The organism is Peptostreptococcaceae bacterium, assembly GCA_016649995.1.
GTDB lineage: Bacteria > Bacillota > Clostridia > Peptostreptococcales > BM714 > BM714.
In genome coordinates this window covers 1-16,935 of record JAENWJ010000010.1, presented here as the reverse complement: position 1 = coordinate 16,935, position 16,935 = coordinate 1, and the positions used below count along the sequence as shown (strand labels likewise).

Below are 16,935 nucleotides of genomic sequence, written 5' to 3'. Positions count from 1 at the left end.
AGATAAAGAAATAAAGGTAAATGATATAAAGATTGAAATAGCTGATTGACTAGCCTTGGCGAAAACGTTGTCTGTGGCGCTAAAAATGGCACGGTATTTGCGTGTATTAAGGAGTGAAAGAATGGAGGGGTATAGATGTATCACATTAGAAAACATTTAGAAAAAATAAAGCATGAAAGTTATGCAAATGTACCCGAGGATTTCGCCGCCGACGGCATAGATTGCTCTTTAGGTATTAATCCATACGGATTTCCGAAGGCAATCAATGAAGCTGCAAGGATGATGAACCTCGATTTGATAAGCCAATATCCTCACGGCGATTCGAAATTGAAAAACGCAATCATGGATTATTGGAAGGATTGTGCATCCATTGATATGGGGCAAATCGAATTGGCTTGCGGGTCCATGGATTCACTGACAAAAATCAACAAGATGTTTATTGACAAGGGAACGGCGGTCATAGGCCATGGCCCACAGTTTCCTGATTTTGGGATGGATGTGGAGGCTATGGGAGGCATATATGAAACGGTGGACATGTTCGGAAACAATGGAAGGTTCAACGGCCAAAGGCTCATAAACGCAATTGAAAGCAGACATGCCATTTGCTATATAGACAATCCCAATAATCCGACGGGACAAATAATTCCCATTGAGACCATCTCAAAGATTGTAGAGAAAGCAGCCAAGCTCGGGGTTTGTGTTCTTGTAGACGAAGCCTATGGAGATTTCATGGAAAAAAAGAATTCCGCTATCAATCTTATGGAAAGGTACGACAACATAATGGTGGTAAAATCTTTTTCGAAGGGATTTGGAATGGCAGGTATGAGGGTTGGATACGCTGTAGGACCGGTGGAACTCATGGACGTCTACAGAAAAGTTGCTATTCCATTTTGCGTAAGCGGAATGGGGGCGGTTTTTGCTCAAGAGGCTTTGAAAGAGGAAGGGTTTTTGGAAGAGAGCAGAGAGAAAATCGCCGTTGCAAAGAAAAAAGTCATTGAATCGATGAAGACGATTGGAGTTCTCGAGACGAGTCTTACGGTTCCGATAATGACTATGGTTCATGAAGACAAGAAAGTCGATTTATATAGTGAGTTGCTTAAAGTTCAGGTATTGTCTGTTCCGGGATGCAATTTCGAGGGTTTGGGCAAAAACTGTGTTCGTCTCAGAATCAACGCGGATGTGGATGTTCTTGTCGAAAGAATCGAGCAGCTCGAGAAAAAATAGGATGGAGGAATAATAATGAGTTTTAAATTGACTAAAACGCAAGAAATCATAGACAGGGATGCTAAGGTATATCCGGAGTTTGCTAGGATGCCATATTATCCTTTGGCTGTTGCAAGGGGCCATGGAGCTATACTAGAAGACTTTGACGGAAACGAATTCATAGATTTGTTGTCGAGTGCATCTGCTCTTAATACTGGGCATGCGCATCCGAGAATAGTAAAAGCGATAAAAGAACAAGCGGAAAAATACATAACATATACGGCGGCCTATATGTATTCAGAGCCCCTTGTTAAATACGCAGAGGCCCTTATAGAGGTTACGCCAGGGGACTATGAAAAAAAAGTTGCATTTGGCAATAGCGGTTCCGACGCAAATGACGGAGCAATAAAGCTTGCAAGGGCTTACACCGGAAGAAAGAAAATAGTTTCATTCATAGGAGCGTATCACGGATCTACTTACGGAGCATTGTCCCTAAGCGCAATAAGCCTTAACATGCGAAGAAAGATAGGACCGCTTTTGGGGGAAATAGAGCACATCGAATACCCCGATTGTTACAGATGCCTATATGGCAAGAAATGCGAAACCTGCGATTTGGAGTGCCTGGGCGCTTTCAAGAAAGCCATGAAAACTTTCATGCCGCCTGAAGAAATAGCGGCCGTTATAATAGAACCAATACAGGGAGACGGTGGACTTATCGTTCCGCCCAATCGCTATATGAAAGCCTTGTATGAACTATGCAGTGAGAATGGAATACTTTTCGTGAGCGAGGAAGTGCAGCAAGGCTTTGGCCGCACTGGGAAATGGTTTGGAATAGAACATTTCGATGTGGTTCCCGATATGCTGATTCTAGGCAAATCCATTGGTTCAGGGGTTCCACTAAGCGCTATAGTAGCTAGAAAAGAAATAATGGATTCTATGGATGCTCCCGCGCATCTCTTTACAATGAGCGGGAATGCATTGGCTTGCGCGGCGGCATATGCGACGCTCGAGGTAATAAAAGACGAGAATCTTTTGGAAAAGAGTACCGAACTTGGCAATTACGCCAAGGGGCGCTTCGAAGCGTTGATGGAAGAGTATGAAATCATAGGCGATGTAAGGGGCTTGGGACTTTCCATAGGTGTGGACTTGGTAAGAGACAGAATTTCCAAGGAAGGCTACAGAGAAGCGGCGGCTAAAATTTGCTACAGATGTTGGGAAAAAGGGGTAATCATAATTTTCTTGGGAGACGGCGTACTAAGATTCCAACCGCCTCTCGTAATTACCCGTGAAGAGATAGATAAGGCAATTGATATCATAGAGGAATCAATGAAAGAGTTCTTGGCCGGGGATATTCCCGACGAGGTACTCAAAACTGCAAAGGGGTGGTAGAGAACAAAAAGCTTGGCTGTTAAAACCGCAATCATACTAAAATTGACTTAAGGAGGAACACACATGAATTTTGTAAAATCGGATACATTTAAGAAATATTTTGTTCCGGGTATCGTTTTCCAATCCGTTGTTATCGCAGGAGGCTACGGAACGGGACGTGAGCTTGTAGAATTTTTTCTAAACTTTGGAACATTGGGCGGCCTGATCGCCATGGTATGCATATCGACAGTAATTTGGTCGCTAGTATGTGCCGTAACCTTTGAATTTGCAAGGGTATTCAAGGCGTATGACTACAGAAGCTTCTTCACGAAACTGCTCGGCAAGGCATGGTGGCTTTATGAAGTATGTTATTTTGTATTGCTTCTCATCGTTCTCGCTGTAATCGCATCGACAGCAGGAAGCATACTTAATGAAATTTTTGGATTGAATTATTATGTTGGAGTTGTCGGAATGATGGTTGGAGTAGGACTTTTGGTATTCAACGGTTCAGATACCATCGAGAAATTCCTTTCATACTGGTCTTTCCTGCTTTATGCAGTTTACATCGCATTCCTGGTTGTTTGCTTCACTAAGTACGGCGACGGCATCGTGAACTCTGTATTCCAAGGAAACATTAAGCCCGGCTGGGCAATGGGCGGATTTAAATATGCATTCTACAATTTGGGAATCATCCCCGCCGTTCTTTTTTCAACTCGTCATATAGAAACAAGAAAAGAAGCAATCGGATCTGGCATCATGGCCGGAATCATCGGAATCGTTCCAGGAATACTTCTTTACCTGGCAATGATAGGCCTCTATCCGGAAATCTTGACAGTTGCGGTTCCGACAAATCATATTTTGGGAGTATTGGGCTCGCCCTTCTTCCAAATAACATTCCAAATAGTTCTTTTCGGAACACTTATAGAAACCGGTACAGGATTCATATTTGCTGTTACTGAGCGTATCAATTCAGTATACAAAGAAAAAGGCGAAACAATGCCGACCAAATTTACAACATCACTTACTATAGCCCTTCTCGTTGTTGGAGCTGGAATAGCCCAATTCGGATTGATAGGTCTCATAGCTAAAGGATACGGAACCATAACATGGGGCTTCTTCGCATTCTATGTAGTTCCGGTTTGCACAATCGGAGTTTGGAAAATCATGCAACAAGATAAGGCTTTGGAAATCAAAAAGTAGGATAACAATTAAAGAGCCATTAAACCCCCTTACCCCCCATTTGCGATTGCCTATGCGAATGGGGGGTAACTTTATGTCTTGCTGAAGCCTGATGAAAGTGGCTACTATTCTATTGATGCAATTCTGGAAAAGCCACCGTAATGGAGAAATCTGTTTCGGTGTTTTTTTTGAAGCTTGTGGCGGGGATATGCAATTTGTGGTTTAATGTATTAAAGAGGTGAAAAAAATGAAGGATACTTTTAATAAGATGTGCGAATTGTTCAATGAAAAGAGATATGAAAAAATAATGATTAATTCCCTCTTCAATCAAATGTCTCTAAGGCTTCCGGAAGATTCATTTTGGAGAGTTAGAAAAAACCGTTTGGAAATTATTGTTCACCGGGAGACAGCCGAAGGCTATGGGACGGTTCTTGGAAGCGAAGGAAATTCTATGGAATTCCTGAACAACCGCAGAATTGTATTTTCGGGAGGAAAGATGACCGACATAAGCCATTTGGATAGTCATGCGTGCATTTCGGAAAATTTTCCAGAGAAGAATCTAAACAGAGTGGCCGGCTTTTTCATAGAGGAGGACGGCATGCACATGCGCATGGGCCTTGTGCTCGGGGGAATGGAGAAAAGGGGCCTTTTGAATGGAGACACAATGACTGACGGTGTATTCATCATGAAGGGCGGCAATTTGTGCGAGACATCAATGAGGCTTTACATGGACATGACCAATGTTAGGGTGGATGCGGTCAAGCCGGGAGGTAAGATAGAAGCTCTTCTTAGGGATAGAAATTGGATTTTTGAACAAAATTAAAAACGCAATCCCCTTCTATAATCTCCGATATAGCTGCGAAGCAGTTTACAAGGGGAGGTTCACATGAACAGGGATTAAGCTTTCTGTTACTATGGCATTAGACTAAATTTAAAGGAGACTATTTAATGAATAAAAATGTTTTGGCAAAAGTGGGAAATAGGGAAATACTGAAAGAAGAAATGGAAATGATGATCAAGAGCCTTGGACCGGAGCGTGCCGCTCAGTTCGACAATGAAAAGGGCAGAGAATATGTTTTGAATGAGTTGGTAAATCAGGAGCTCTTTTATCTATATGCGATGGCAAGCGGAATGGATGGAGACGAATTATTCAAGTCGCAACTTGAAACTGCAAAGGTTAACATACTCAAGCAGTATGTCGTAAACAAAACAATTGCAAACGTTGCTGTCGAAGAAAATGATGCTGAAGAGTACTATGAAAAAAATAAAAGCAACTTTCAAATGCCGGAGAGCATACGTACCAAACATATTCTTGTGGATAGCGAGGAAGCGGCTAAGAGCATACAGGCGGAAATTGGTGGAGGTCTTGCATTCGAAGATGCTGCAACAAAATATTCAAAATGCCCGTCAAAAGAAAACGGTGGAGATTTGGGTATGTTCGGTAGAGGGAAAATGGTCCCAGAATTTGAGGCTGCAGCCTTTGCCATGAATGTTGGCGAAATCAGTCAACCTGTAAAGACACAGTTCGGATACCATATCATCAAGGTTGAAGAAAAGCAGGAGCCATCCGTAAGAGCCTACGACGAGGTAAAGAATGAAATTGGCCAAAGGCTCGTAGCTGAAAAGCAAAGGGATGTATACATGGAAAAGATAAGTGAGTTGAAAAAACAGTATGAAGTGGAAATTTACTAAAAGAGCCGAAAGGCTCTTTTTTTTTACCCTAAGGAATGTTACAATTTCATGGGAGAGATTAGATGAAAGGGTGGGATTAAATGCATTTGCTTGGTGCTTCAATAATACTGTTTGTTTTGCTTATTTTAAGCGTAGCAAGTGGAATAAATTTATTAATTCCACTTGTGATTGGAATATTGTTGTTCGGATGGATAGCTTTCCGTAAAGGGTTCTCTGTTGTGGATATATTTAAAATGATGATTTCTGGAACAGAAGGGATATTGCTGATTGTGCAGATATTCATATTGATAGGAGCAATAACATCGTGTTGGATGGCTGCAGGCACAATTTCCGCGATTGGTTATTACGGTTTGATATGGATGAATCCAAGAATATTCATATTGTTTGCATTTCTAATGAGCTCGATGATGTCATTTTTGCTGGGGACGGCATTCGGCACGGCAGGAACAATAGGGGTCGTGTTGCTTGTGATGGCAAAATCTGCAGGCGTTGCGCCATATATCGTCGGCGGAGCCGTGATTGCGGGTGCATATTTTGGTGATCGATGCTCCCCTATGTCTTCGAGCGCAAACCTGATTTCGGTTCTTACCTGTACCGACCTATACATAAATGTAAAAAATATGTTGAAGACTTTGGTGCTACCTTTTGCGGCTTCAATAGCATTCTATTTTGTTGTTTCCCTTTTCAATCCATTGGATAAAGTCGATGCGGTTTTTCTTGAAAGCATGCGAGACGAATACCGAATTGGAATTTGGGCGTTTTTGCCAGCTTTGCTTTTGTTTGTTGCCGCGGCATTTCGCATAAAGGTAAAGCATGCAATGTTCTTGAGTGTTTTAGCAGGGGGAATTGTCGCCGTTTTATACCAAGGTGAAACCTTCGGCGCGGTGCTTGGCTACATCATGACAGGCTATAGCTTGTCGGGAGAAGGCATGCTTTCGGATATAATGAAAAGCGGCGGGATTGTATCGATGATAAATATATCTTTCATCGTATTGATATCGGCAGCATATTCGGGCATATTGGATAAGGCTCGTTTGATGGAGGAAACCGAGGGTAAAATAAAGACATGGATGGAAAAGTCGGGGCCATTCACAATAATGATATGTATAAGTGTATTTGCTTCTATAATTGGCTGCACTCAAACTCTAGCAATTATAATTGTTTTTCAGCTCATGAAGAATCAAGAACCATATACTGGCAAGGGAAGGGAACAGTTCGCGTTGGATATTGAAAATTCGGTTGTGCTTATTGCACCCCTGATTCCATGGAATATTGCCGGAGCGGTTCCTGCGGAATCAATAGGTGTGAGTAGCCTTTTTATACCGTTTGCATTTTTCCTGTATATGCTGCCGATTTATTATTTGCTTAAGAGGGGTAAAAATCATGGAGTACGGGGCAAAAAAAGTGTTGTATGACGCCATCGTTATAGGTGGCGGGCCGGCGGGCATGTTCAGTGCGCTTGTTCTAAAAAAGCATTTCAAACATGTTGCTCTGCTTGAAAAAAACGATCATTTGGGAAAAAAATTGCTGATTTCGGGGAATGGCCAATGCAATTTAACTCATGAAGGAAACCCTGATGAATTATTGTATAAATACGGCGAAAAAGGAGCTTTTCTAAGGTTGGTCATAAAAGGATTCGACAATGCCGACCTTATTGGATTTTTCGAAAAAAAAGGTTTGGAATTTGAAAAGAGGGCCGACGGAAAGTATTTTCCTTCAAGCGGTAGGGCTTCCGATATACTGGGTGTTTTGGAAAAAGAACTGAGACGATTAGAAGTGGATGTGCTTTGCAACGAAAAAGCAACGAGTGTTTTAAAAGACAAGAATGAATTTCGGATTTCAACCAAAACCGGGGGATATAGTTCAAAAGTGCTGGTTTTAGCCACTGGCGGACTATCTTATCCTTCAACAGGTTCTTCCGGTGACGGTTATGTTTTTGCCGAGAGGTTGGGTCATGGCATAACTGCAACAAAACCGGCTCTTGCGCCTGTTTTATGCGATAATTTTTTGCAGGAACATCTTGCCGGACTGTCTTTTGAGACGGTAAGCCTAGGCCATTGGCGCAATGGCCGAAAAAAAAATTCTTTCCAGGGAGCGTTGCTCTTCACCCATGATGGATTATCAGGACCTGTAATCTTAAACAATTCAAGAGCTTTTGAGGCTGGGGATAGGCTTATAATCAATTATCTGCAAGGTCGCGACAGGGTTTCATTTGAAAGGGAACTGACAGATAGAGCGTCGCAAAAAAATCCTCCAAGAATCAAACGATATTTAAAGTCATTCGGCCTTACCGAGCGGTTTTGCATTGACCGCATGAAGAACGCAGGCATAGACGAAGATTTGCGTATATCGGAATTGGGGAAGGAAGCCAGGAAAAGCCTTGCTGGGTATCTGACCGAAGATGTTTTTGTAATTAAGGAAGTCAAAGGATTTCATATTGCAATGGTGACAGCAGGTGGCGTTGAAACAAAGGAAATCAATCGAAAAACTATGGAATCAAAAAAAGCCAAGGGACTTTTTATTGTCGGAGAATTGCTGGATATAGATGGCGAAACCGGAGGTTATAATTTGCAGGCCGCCTTCTCAACTGCTTGGGCGATAGGCAATCATTTCAAATAATATTTTATGACATATTGCGAATGGATATATATGTAAGGAAGATGATGCAATTGAAATTATAAAAAAAGGAGGTATTGGGGATGAAAATCTATACAAGGGGCGGAGATGGTGGAGAGACCGGTTTGTACGACAATACCCGCGTGCCAAAGGATGATATTAGAGTCGAAAGCTATGGGACGATTGATGAGCTTAATTCTGCTTTGGGTTTGTCTCGGGGATTCATTGACGACGATTCAATAAACAATTTGATAATCGGGGTACAAAGGGAATTGTTTAATGTTGCCGGAGAGCTTGCCACAGAAGACTATTCCAAGTTTCCCGAAAGAATAACCGAGGAAAAAATTAAAATTCTAGAAAATGAAATAGATTCAATGCTTGAAAAAATCAACAAGGAACAGCAATTTAAATTCATCATACCGGGTTCATGCCATCGTTCTGCTAGCCTTCACCTTGCAAGGACAATCTGCAGGAGGGCAGAAAGAAGGATTGTAACACTTTCCCGGGAAGCGGATATAAGACCGGAAGTCGTAAAATATGTCAACCGTCTTTCCGATTGGATTTATGCATTGGCGAGGACGCTTGAATGTTCTATTGATTATGTTGGTTTCAAAAAATAAAAAGGGGTGGTTAAATGCGCGATTTCAATTATGATATTCATGAGATTATCAAGAGTAGATGGTCGCCTAAGGCTTTTAGTGAGGAAGCTGTTGAATATGAAGATGTCATGGCTATTCTTGAGGCGGCGAGGTACGCCCCATCGTGTTTCAATGAGCAGCCATGGGAGTTTCTTGTTGCATTTGACGAAGAGGAACTGTCCATAACAAGGCAGTGTATAAATGAAAGAAACAGGCTTTGGGCGGACAAAGCTCCAGTGCTTATCGTGGTCGCTGCGCGTCCGATTTTCAAAAAAAATGAAAAAGTCAATAGATGGGCGACATTCGATGCCGGAACGGCGTGGGGCTACATGTCTATCGAAGCGGAAAAACGAGGATTGATATCCCACGCGATGGGGGGCTTCAGCCGGAAGAAACTGAGGGAACTAATTAGCGTGCCGGAGGAAATGCATCTTTTGGCGATAATTGCCGTAGGCAAGATGGGGAACAAGGATGACTTGAATGAAATGTTCATTGAAGAGGAAAGGGCTAACGAAAGGAAACCTCTGAAGCAGGTTTTTACACGAATAAAGGAAATGGAGAGGTGATTTGATGCAGATTGCATTGACAGCTCACGATAGCAAAAAAAGTGCTATGGTTGCCAATTCCAATCCTTGCGTTGCACGATAAAAGGATGTTAGATCAGAAAAAACCAAATAAAAAACTAGCTAAAACCGACTTTTGCGAATGCAAGTGTCGGTTTTAGCTGTATTTAATTCGAAAAATTCAGGAAATGAAAAAATTAATGATAGAATAATAATATGATTTTATAAAAACAATAAAGGAGCCGGCAATGAAAATAAAAGTGCTTGCAGACAACAATACAATTATAGACAGATATTATCTAGGAGAACCGGGATTGTCATTTCTTGTTGAGGCGGATGGAGAGAAAATACTCTTTGACATGGGTTATTCGGATGCCTTTATTAAGAATGCCTTCAAGATGGGTGAAACACTCAGAGACATAGACAAGGTTGTTTTTTCTCATGGGCACATGGACCATACATGGGGACTCGATCCATACATAAGGATATTGTCAGAATGTGAGACTGAAAAGCTTGAATACACAAAACCAAGCCTTGTCGCGCATGAGGAGCTTTTCCTGACGCGCAGGTTTGAAACACTCAATGAAATTGGAAGCCTCGTATCTGAAGAAAAAGCTGCCAGACATTTTGATATGAAATTGACAAATAAACCTTTTAAATTAACCGATAAGCTGTGGTTTCTTGGAGAAACAGAAAGAAAGCATGATTTCGAAGGGAAAACGGCAATAGGCGAGATTTATAGAAACGGAAAGTGGGAGCCCGATGTCATCGTTGACGACACTGCTATGGCATATGAAACCGATGAAGGCATAGTGGTTATAACGGGATGCTCGCACGCTGGAATTTGCAACATAATTGAGCAGGCAAAAAAAGTTACCGGAGAAGAGTGTGTTGCCGGAGTCATAGGGGGCTTCCACCTAATGGATGGAGAATCGGCTCAGGTTGTGAAAACGGGAGAGTATTTTAGGGATAATGGTATAAAAGAAGTCTATGCCTGCCACTGCACATGTCTGGCGGCTAAAATTAAACTTTCTGAGTATATAAGGGTAAACGAGGTCGGATCGGGAATGCTTATCAAGGATTGGAAGTAATAAGAAAATTTCTGCATGATTAAACGGATAAAAAATTGTAGAGGAGAAGAGTAAAGATGATTAATGCTAATGATAAAACTGTTTTAAATGAAATCGTGATGCCGATTATGAGCTTTGAAAACGGAGAAGTCATTTGGATTAATAATCGAGGAAAAGAAATTTTGAATATTAAAAGCATCGCCGATTTAAAGAAAATAAATTTCTTGGAGTATTTAGACCACCGTCAGATCGGTCAAAAATCTTTAAGGGAAGTGGTTTCCGAGGTTTCGGCGGCTTTTAATAAGAAAGATGTGATCAGCAATAAAGTGAAAGTTGCGATCAAAATTAAAGGCATCCGCATGGAAACTATTCTTACAATCGTTCCGTACGAAAGCGATTTTCCGAACAGCGGAACGGTTATTTTTGATCGACTTAGGAGAAAGGAAGATGTGCAGGTAAGGAGAGAGACCGAGCATTTCTATGGCAATCTCTTTAAGCAAGTTTCAACACCGATTATGATATGCGATAGTTCAAGCAAGATTGTCGAGATTAATGACGCTTTCCATGATTTATTCGGGTATCTTTGCGAGGAGGCTGTAGGCAAATATTGTTACGATTTGATTGCTATTCCGGACGGAAAAATTGCTTTTATGGAAATATGCGAAAAGATAAATTCGGAAGGTGTACTTAATAAAAAAATGAAGGTTATTGACAAATGGGGCGGATTAATAGATATAGAAATTACAGCGCACCCCATTCTTCAAGACGGCAAGGTTGTTGGCACATACAGAATATTTGAGGACGTCAGGAAAGAAAACAGCGTAAGAAACGAACTCGCTCTGCAAAAAAACTATTTTGATGGGTTATTGGGCACTTCGACCGAAGCCTTGGTGTTGCTGAGCAAAGATGACAAAGTGGTTCATTTCAATTCTGCTTTCGAGGACCTTTTTGGGTATAAGCTTGAAGATGCCAAGGGTAGGCTAATAAACGATTTGGTTGCGAAGGGAGAACTTAGGGGCGAAGCAGACGAAATTTCTAAAAGGGCTTTAAATGCGGAAAGTGTAAATGAGGAAACAATCAGGTATCATAAGGACGGAAGGCCCATTCCAGTCGAAATTTCAATCAATCCTGTTACAAAGAAAGGGGAACTGCTTGGCATATATGCAATCTACAAGGATTTGACAGAAAAAAGCCGAATCAAGCGCGAGCTTAGGATTCAGTTGGAGTACTTCAAACAGCTTTTTGAAGGTTCCATGGACGCGATAGCTCTTATCGATACGAATCAAAAGATTGTCGATAGCAACTTGTTTTTTGAAAAGATTTTTGGATACAGCGCTGAGGAAAGCAAAGGGAAGAGCATTGAGGAATTGATAGTGCCGAAGGAGTATTTGAAGGAATCAACAGGGTTAATGAAAAAAATTTTAACGGGGAAACCGATAAAGGAAGAAATAAAGCGTATTTCCAAGAACGGCGAAGTGATTGAAGTGGAGGTTGCGGGACATCCCATATTGGTCGATGGCGAGGCGGTAGGCATTATTGTGAATTATAGGGATATACGCGAACGGAAACGTATGCTTGAAGAGATCGAAAAGCAGGGGGCTTACTTCAAGCAATTGTATGACAATTCGCCTCTAGGCATAGTCATTATAGATACTCAGGAGAGAGTAGTGGATGTCAATAAGGGCTTCTGCAAAATATTTGAGTATGAGAAGGCGGAAACAATTGGTGAATTCATCAATGATTTGATTGCACCCGAAAGCCTTTTGGATGAAGCGGAGGGTTTGTCCGCTAAGTTGATAGGGGGGAGCGTTGTAAAATATGAAACCAAACGCAGAAGCAAAACCCATAAATTGATAGATGTGGATATTTTGGCATATCCGGTTAAACTCAATAAAGAGAATGTAGGCGGTTATGAAATATATTCCGATATAACCGAAAAGAAACAAGCAGAAAAGGAAATTGAAACTTTGGCATTCAAAGATAGTTTGACGGGGCTTTTTAATCGCAGGGTTTTTTACGACAAGCTCAAGGAAAAGATTCAAAACATAGGGAAAGGTCAGAAGTTTGCTGTTTGCTATATCGATCTTGATGGATTCAAAAGAGTAAACGACAGTTTGGGACACAATATTGGTGACGAGCTCCTTCGGTATGTGGCTAAAAATATTAAAGACAGCATGGAAAAAGAAGATGTCGTAGCCAGAATGGGCGGAGATGAATTCGTTATTTTTACAGATTGTGCTGATCATGAAAAAATCGGTGCAAAGATGGAAAGCATTATTGAAAGATTAAATAGTGGATTCAAGATTTTCGATTACAGCATCAAAATTTCGCTGAGCATAGGTGTTGCAATTTATCCAGACCATGGCAATAATGTGGAAGAAATCATCAAGAATGCCGATACTGCAATGTATATAGCTAAAAGAAACGCCTTGAGAGGATATCTAATCTTTACTGCTCAAATGGAGGAAAACTCTAATGACCGTTTCAAATTGGAAAACAGGCTCAAGATGGCGTTGGCGAACGGGGAAATAGAAATGCATTATCAGCCTATTTTGTCTATGAATGGACGCGTAAAGGGTTGCGAAGCATTGATGAGATGGGAAAATCCGGCCATTGGGAAGGTGCCCCCTAATGTTTTCATTCCCATAGCAGAAGACAGCGGTGAAATCCATCAATTGGGAGCATTTGCTTTAAACCAAGCGTTAATTGTTTTAAAAAAATGGAAAAAAAGATTCGGTGACGATTTTTTCATGTCAATTAATCTCTCAGTAAAGCAAATGGAGAGGAACAATATAGTAGATGCAATTACTGAGATTATGAAAAAGAACGGGATTGAAGGGAAAAATGTCCATTTGGAAATAACTGAAAGCCGTTCGACGGAGAATGTTACTAACTTGAATGGGAAACTTTCAAGGTTAAATAAAATGGGTTTTGCCATATCGATTGATGATTTTGGAACGGGATACTCTTGCTTTACGCAGCTAAGGGATTCCTATGCGAGTTTTCTCAAAATAGATAGAAGCTTTGTGGGCAGCATTGAAAAAAGAGGAGACAACAGAGCAATAGTGAAAGCTATAGTGGCAATGGGGGAAAGTTTGGGAGTCGAAATAATTGCCGAAGGCGTAGAAACCGAGGAAGAACTTAAAATTATAAAGAGCTTGGGCTGTGGCATGTATCAGGGTTATTTGTCGCAGCGTCCGGAAAACGAAAAAATTATTGAAGCTTTCATAAAAAAGAATTTCAAAGATTGATTAAAAAAAGGGCTGTGTTTTCTAAAATGAAAACACAGCCCTTTTTTATTCTGCTGAATATGCGAGCTCAAAGGAGTTGCCGGTATGCCTAAAAATTTTTTCGGTATCAGCTGAAATTATATCATCCAGAGAACTTTCATATTCTATTTTTGCTCCGATGCCGCAATTTGAGCTTAATTTTCTTGGAACCGGCATTAGTTCGCAGAAAAAACCCAGGTTTTTCATGTGCCTGTCAAATTTAACTGCGCCGGAGTGTGTAAAAAAAACAATAGTATAAATCATACTACTTTCTTGCCTTTAAGAGAAATTCATCGTCATTTTCTTCAATTGCGACAGAAAAAACCTTTGATTCAAGAAAACGCTTAATGTTATTCTTTGCGGTCTTGTCTCCAACCAGTATGTCGAGCCCTTTTGGGTTTTGTTCGATCGCTTTTTTGGTCATAAGAACAGGCTGTGGGCAGGACATTCCTCTTGTATCTATTTTATTCATGATATGTCTCCCTTCGTTTTAAATGGTGTTTTTTCGATGTTTGCAACTGAGATTGCCAGCAATATTGCAAAACATATAATAACTGCTATTTGACCGTTTGGAGTAGCACCTTTTGGGCTGGCAGCCAAGGCAAAGTTATGAGCAAATCCTGCTCCAACCAACATTCCGAAAAATGTTAAAGCAGAATCCGTGTTGCCTTCACCGGCAAGTATAAGCTGTCTAAGAGGACAACCGCCAAGCAAAACGGATCCCCAACCGACGACGGCCATTCCAAGAAAGTTCCAAAGTCCGTCGGTATGAGCAACCGGCTGGCCTTCAAAACCTAAGGTGAACATGCCGGTGGCCATATTTCCAATGGCTGCAAAAACTAAAATTGATAAAAATCCAAGTAGAAGATAATTGTCTCTAAAAAGAATCATGTCGCGTGTTCCGCCAACACAACATAGTCTGGATTTTTGTGCAAGAAATCCTACAAATAGTCCGGCAGCGAGAGCTATTACTATGGGAGCGGCCATTGAGCCTGGACCTGATTCACTGAAGATAATGAAGGCCGGAGCACAAACCAGCAAAATTATAAGGAAAACATTAAAAAGGGGAAATGCGTAGCCTTCGAAATCGGGAAGCCTATATGTTCGTTTAAGACTGAAGCCTTTGTTCAGGAACAAAACCCCTATGTATATACCGGCTACAAATCCCAATATTCCGACAAGCGCGTTCAAATCGCCTCCGGCAAGCCGTAATATCATTCTGAGGGGACAGCCGAGAAACATTAGAGCTCCTATCATGACTATTATACCGAGAAAAAAGCGAGTCATGGGGGATGAGCCGCCACGAGAGGAAAATTCCTTGCCGGCTTTTGCCGCTATGAATGCGCCAAGTACGAGTCCCATTATTTCGGGTCTTAAATATCGAACGACTGCCGCTTGGTGTAAACCAAGACCTCCGGCAATATCCCGTATGAAACAGGCAATACAGAAGCCCATGTTTGCGGGGTTGCCCATCTTGACCAAAAGTACGGCTATGAGGCCAATGGCCGCACCTGTTGCAATGATGCCTTTTTTGCTTTGCATTAATTTATCTCCTTTCAAATCATAATGTATTTGATTGCGTTTTCATTTTAACAATGATGTGCCATGCGGGGAAATAAAGATTATCAATAAGTGGAGTCGTTGCATAAAAAAATACTATGACAATCGAAATAGGAATACATTATAATATAGAAGGTAGACAATGCAGTGAAAGGAGAATTCTATGAATAGAAGTGTTTACATGGATAATGGAGCAACATCTTTTCCAAAAGCCCCGGGTGTTGCCGAAGCAATGAACCGTTACATAACCGAGGTTGGAAGCAGCGTCAATAGGGGAGCGTATGACAGTGCTTTTTCAGCAGAAAATGTAGTTTTCGAGACACGGGAGAAAATTGCCGAGCTGTTTAATTTTGACAAGCCTGAAAATGTTGTATTCACCAAAAATATAACAGAAAGCCTAAATGTATTAATAAAGGGATTGCTTATAGCGGGAGACCATGTGGTGGTTTCTTCCGTGGAGCATAATGCGGTGATGAGGCCTCTAATGGCACTTAAGAAAAGAGGAGTCGATTTTAGCCGCGCGGCGTGTGACGATGAAGGGAACCTTGACATAGAGGACTTTAAAAGACAAATAAAGGAAAACACGAAAGCCGTAATAATGACACATGGTTCAAATGTAAGCGGGACCATTCTTGATCTTGAATCTGTAGGGGTTGTTTGCAGAGAAAAAGGAATCCCGTTTATTGTCGATGCTGCTCAAACAGCTGGATTTTTGAATATTGACATGCAAAGGATAGGCGCAGACGCCATTGCTTTCACTGGGCACAAGAGCCTTTTGGGGCCACAGGGTACAGGGGGATTCGCAATAAGGGACAGCCTTGTAGAAAGAGTTTCAACCTTTATTGAGGGAGGAACCGGGAGCCTTTCGGAGATGGAGGAACAACCTACATATATGCCTGACAAATTTGAGTCGGGAACGCCAAACGTTGTTGGAATCTTCGGACTCCATGCGGCGCTTTGCCACATTGAAAAAACCGGGGTAGAAAAAATTGCGATGCGCGAGCTTGAAATGACAGGGCATTTTATAGACGGCCTTTTGGAAATTCCAGAGGCGAGACTTGCAGGAAGAAAAGACCTTTTAAAACGAACTGCGGTTGTATCTATTGATTTTGAAGGGCGGGACAATGCACTCATTGCCCATGAACTTAGCAAGAGATATGGAATAAGTACAAGATGCGGACTTCACTGCGCCCCTGCAGCCCACAAGACCTTGGGGACATTTCCGCAGGGAACGGTGAGATTTAGCTTGGGATATTGGGCGACAATGGAAGAAGTCGACTATGCACTTAAAAGCATCAAAGAGGTCTTGAAGCTTTTTTAGTGAGTTTCCAAAGGTTGTAGCCAGACTCTTGCGGTTGATATGGGCTTTTTCATTGTAAACAACCATATTATCTACTATTTTGGCTACAAAGGGATAGTTTATGCTTTCGAATGCGTTGTAACTTTCGGTGCGAAGCTTCTCGGCTCGCGAACCGCTTATTACCTTTCCGTCAAAAACAAGGTAGACTCCTCCTATGCCTTCTCTGGCAAAATAAATAGCATCAGTTAAATGATGATGTTATTGTACAATCTGTTTCTGCTATTTAAGTTTTGAAAGGAATGACCTGAATATTTCAGCTCTAATGTCGCTTCAAGACGAGGCTTATTAAGCACTTTCAAAATTAAGAGCTATTAGAATATTTAAAATGTTGTTGTTGAAGGGGGGTGCAAGAAATGTTAAAATATAGAAGTAACTGCTTCAATTCCTCGTAAAACACATGAGAATAGCGAATTTGAT

At 41.4% G+C, this 16,935-nt stretch carries 15 protein-coding genes and 1 pseudogene; 12 read left to right on the top strand and 4 right to left on the bottom strand.

Translation table 11 applies throughout. From position 1 onward, the window contains the following. Positions 1-135 precede the first annotated feature (135 nt). The 11 genes from JJE29_03425 to JJE29_03375 all read left to right on the top strand — a co-directional run bounded on the left by JJE29_03425 (position 136) and on the right by JJE29_03375 (position 13,580). On the top strand, positions 136-1,224 hold the full coding sequence (locus JJE29_03425) for a histidinol-phosphate aminotransferase family protein (GenBank protein MBK5251668.1): 1,089 nt from the start codon (positions 136-138) through the stop codon (positions 1,222-1,224). A 15-nt stretch (positions 1,225-1,239) separates the two neighbouring features. Then, the gene (locus JJE29_03420) at positions 1,240-2,592 is read left to right on the top strand and encodes an aspartate aminotransferase family protein (protein ID MBK5251667.1); all 1,353 of its coding nucleotides are present in this window, start codon (positions 1,240-1,242) and stop codon (positions 2,590-2,592) included. A gap of 63 nt (positions 2,593-2,655) precedes the next feature. Further along, positions 2,656-3,771, top strand: coding sequence for a hypothetical protein (locus JJE29_03415; GenBank protein MBK5251666.1), 1,116 nt, complete (start codon positions 2,656-2,658; stop codon positions 3,769-3,771). Positions 3,772-3,997: 226 nt separating this feature from the next. Beyond that, positions 3,998-4,573 (top strand): hypothetical protein, encoded by a 576-nt coding sequence (locus tag JJE29_03410; protein MBK5251665.1) that lies wholly within the window; start codon positions 3,998-4,000, stop codon positions 4,571-4,573. Between the two features lie 125 nt (positions 4,574-4,698). Continuing rightward, positions 4,699-5,442, top strand: a complete 744-nt coding sequence (locus tag JJE29_03405) for a peptidylprolyl isomerase (GenBank protein MBK5251664.1) — start codon at positions 4,699-4,701, stop codon at positions 5,440-5,442. An 80-nt stretch (positions 5,443-5,522) separates the two neighbouring features. Beyond that, the gene (locus JJE29_03400; GenBank protein MBK5251663.1) at positions 5,523-6,857 is read left to right on the top strand and encodes a Na+/H+ antiporter NhaC family protein; all 1,335 of its coding nucleotides are present in this window, start codon (positions 5,523-5,525) and stop codon (positions 6,855-6,857) included. Beyond that, positions 6,826-8,061 (top strand): NAD(P)/FAD-dependent oxidoreductase, encoded by a 1,236-nt coding sequence (locus JJE29_03395; GenBank protein ID MBK5251662.1) that lies wholly within the window; start codon positions 6,826-6,828, stop codon positions 8,059-8,061. Before JJE29_03400 ends, JJE29_03395 begins: the two co-directional genes overlap by 32 nt. Before the next feature lie 80 nt (positions 8,062-8,141). Next, positions 8,142-8,678 carry a cob(I)yrinic acid a,c-diamide adenosyltransferase gene (locus JJE29_03390; GenBank protein ID MBK5251661.1) on the top strand — a complete coding sequence of 179 codons (537 nt, stop codon included), beginning with the start codon at positions 8,142-8,144 and terminating at the stop codon, positions 8,676-8,678. A 14-nt stretch (positions 8,679-8,692) separates the two neighbouring features. After that, positions 8,693-9,262, top strand: coding sequence for a nitroreductase family protein (locus JJE29_03385; GenBank protein ID MBK5251660.1), 570 nt, complete (start codon positions 8,693-8,695; stop codon positions 9,260-9,262). Between the two features lie 245 nt (positions 9,263-9,507). Continuing rightward, positions 9,508-10,350, top strand: coding sequence for an MBL fold metallo-hydrolase (locus JJE29_03380; protein ID MBK5251659.1), 843 nt, complete (start codon positions 9,508-9,510; stop codon positions 10,348-10,350). Between the two features lie 56 nt (positions 10,351-10,406). Beyond that, positions 10,407-13,580 (top strand): PAS domain S-box protein, encoded by a 3,174-nt coding sequence (locus JJE29_03375; GenBank protein ID MBK5251658.1) that lies wholly within the window; start codon positions 10,407-10,409, stop codon positions 13,578-13,580. A gap of 45 nt (positions 13,581-13,625) precedes the next feature. On the opposite strand, the gene JJE29_03370 is transcribed toward JJE29_03375, so the two are convergent. From JJE29_03370 to JJE29_03360, 3 genes are read right to left on the bottom strand one after another with little or no spacing between them, the layout of a single operon-like run. Next, positions 13,626-13,862: a DUF3343 domain-containing protein gene (locus JJE29_03370; GenBank protein ID MBK5251657.1), complete on the bottom strand. Its 237-nt coding sequence runs from the start codon at positions 13,860-13,862 to the stop codon at positions 13,626-13,628. A 1-nt stretch (position 13,863) separates the two neighbouring features. Further along, positions 13,864-14,070: a sulfurtransferase TusA family protein gene (locus JJE29_03365; protein MBK5251656.1), complete on the bottom strand. Its 207-nt coding sequence runs from the start codon at positions 14,068-14,070 to the stop codon at positions 13,864-13,866. Next, positions 14,067-15,140 carry a YedE-related selenium metabolism membrane protein gene (locus JJE29_03360; GenBank protein ID MBK5251655.1) on the bottom strand — a complete coding sequence of 358 codons (1,074 nt, stop codon included), beginning with the start codon at positions 15,138-15,140 and terminating at the stop codon, positions 14,067-14,069. Before JJE29_03360 ends, JJE29_03365 begins: the two co-directional genes overlap by 4 nt. A 181-nt stretch (positions 15,141-15,321) precedes the next feature. Here JJE29_03360 and JJE29_03355 point away from each other — a divergent pair, with 181 nt between their 5' ends. After that, on the top strand, positions 15,322-16,479 hold the full coding sequence (locus JJE29_03355) for an aminotransferase class V-fold PLP-dependent enzyme (protein ID MBK5251654.1): 1,158 nt from the start codon (positions 15,322-15,324) through the stop codon (positions 16,477-16,479). 45 nt (positions 16,480-16,524) lie between these two features. On the opposite strand, the pseudogene JJE29_03350 reads toward JJE29_03355, so the two are convergent. After that, positions 16,525-16,710: pseudogene (locus JJE29_03350) on the bottom strand (asparaginase). Between the last annotated feature and the right edge of the window lie 225 nt (positions 16,711-16,935).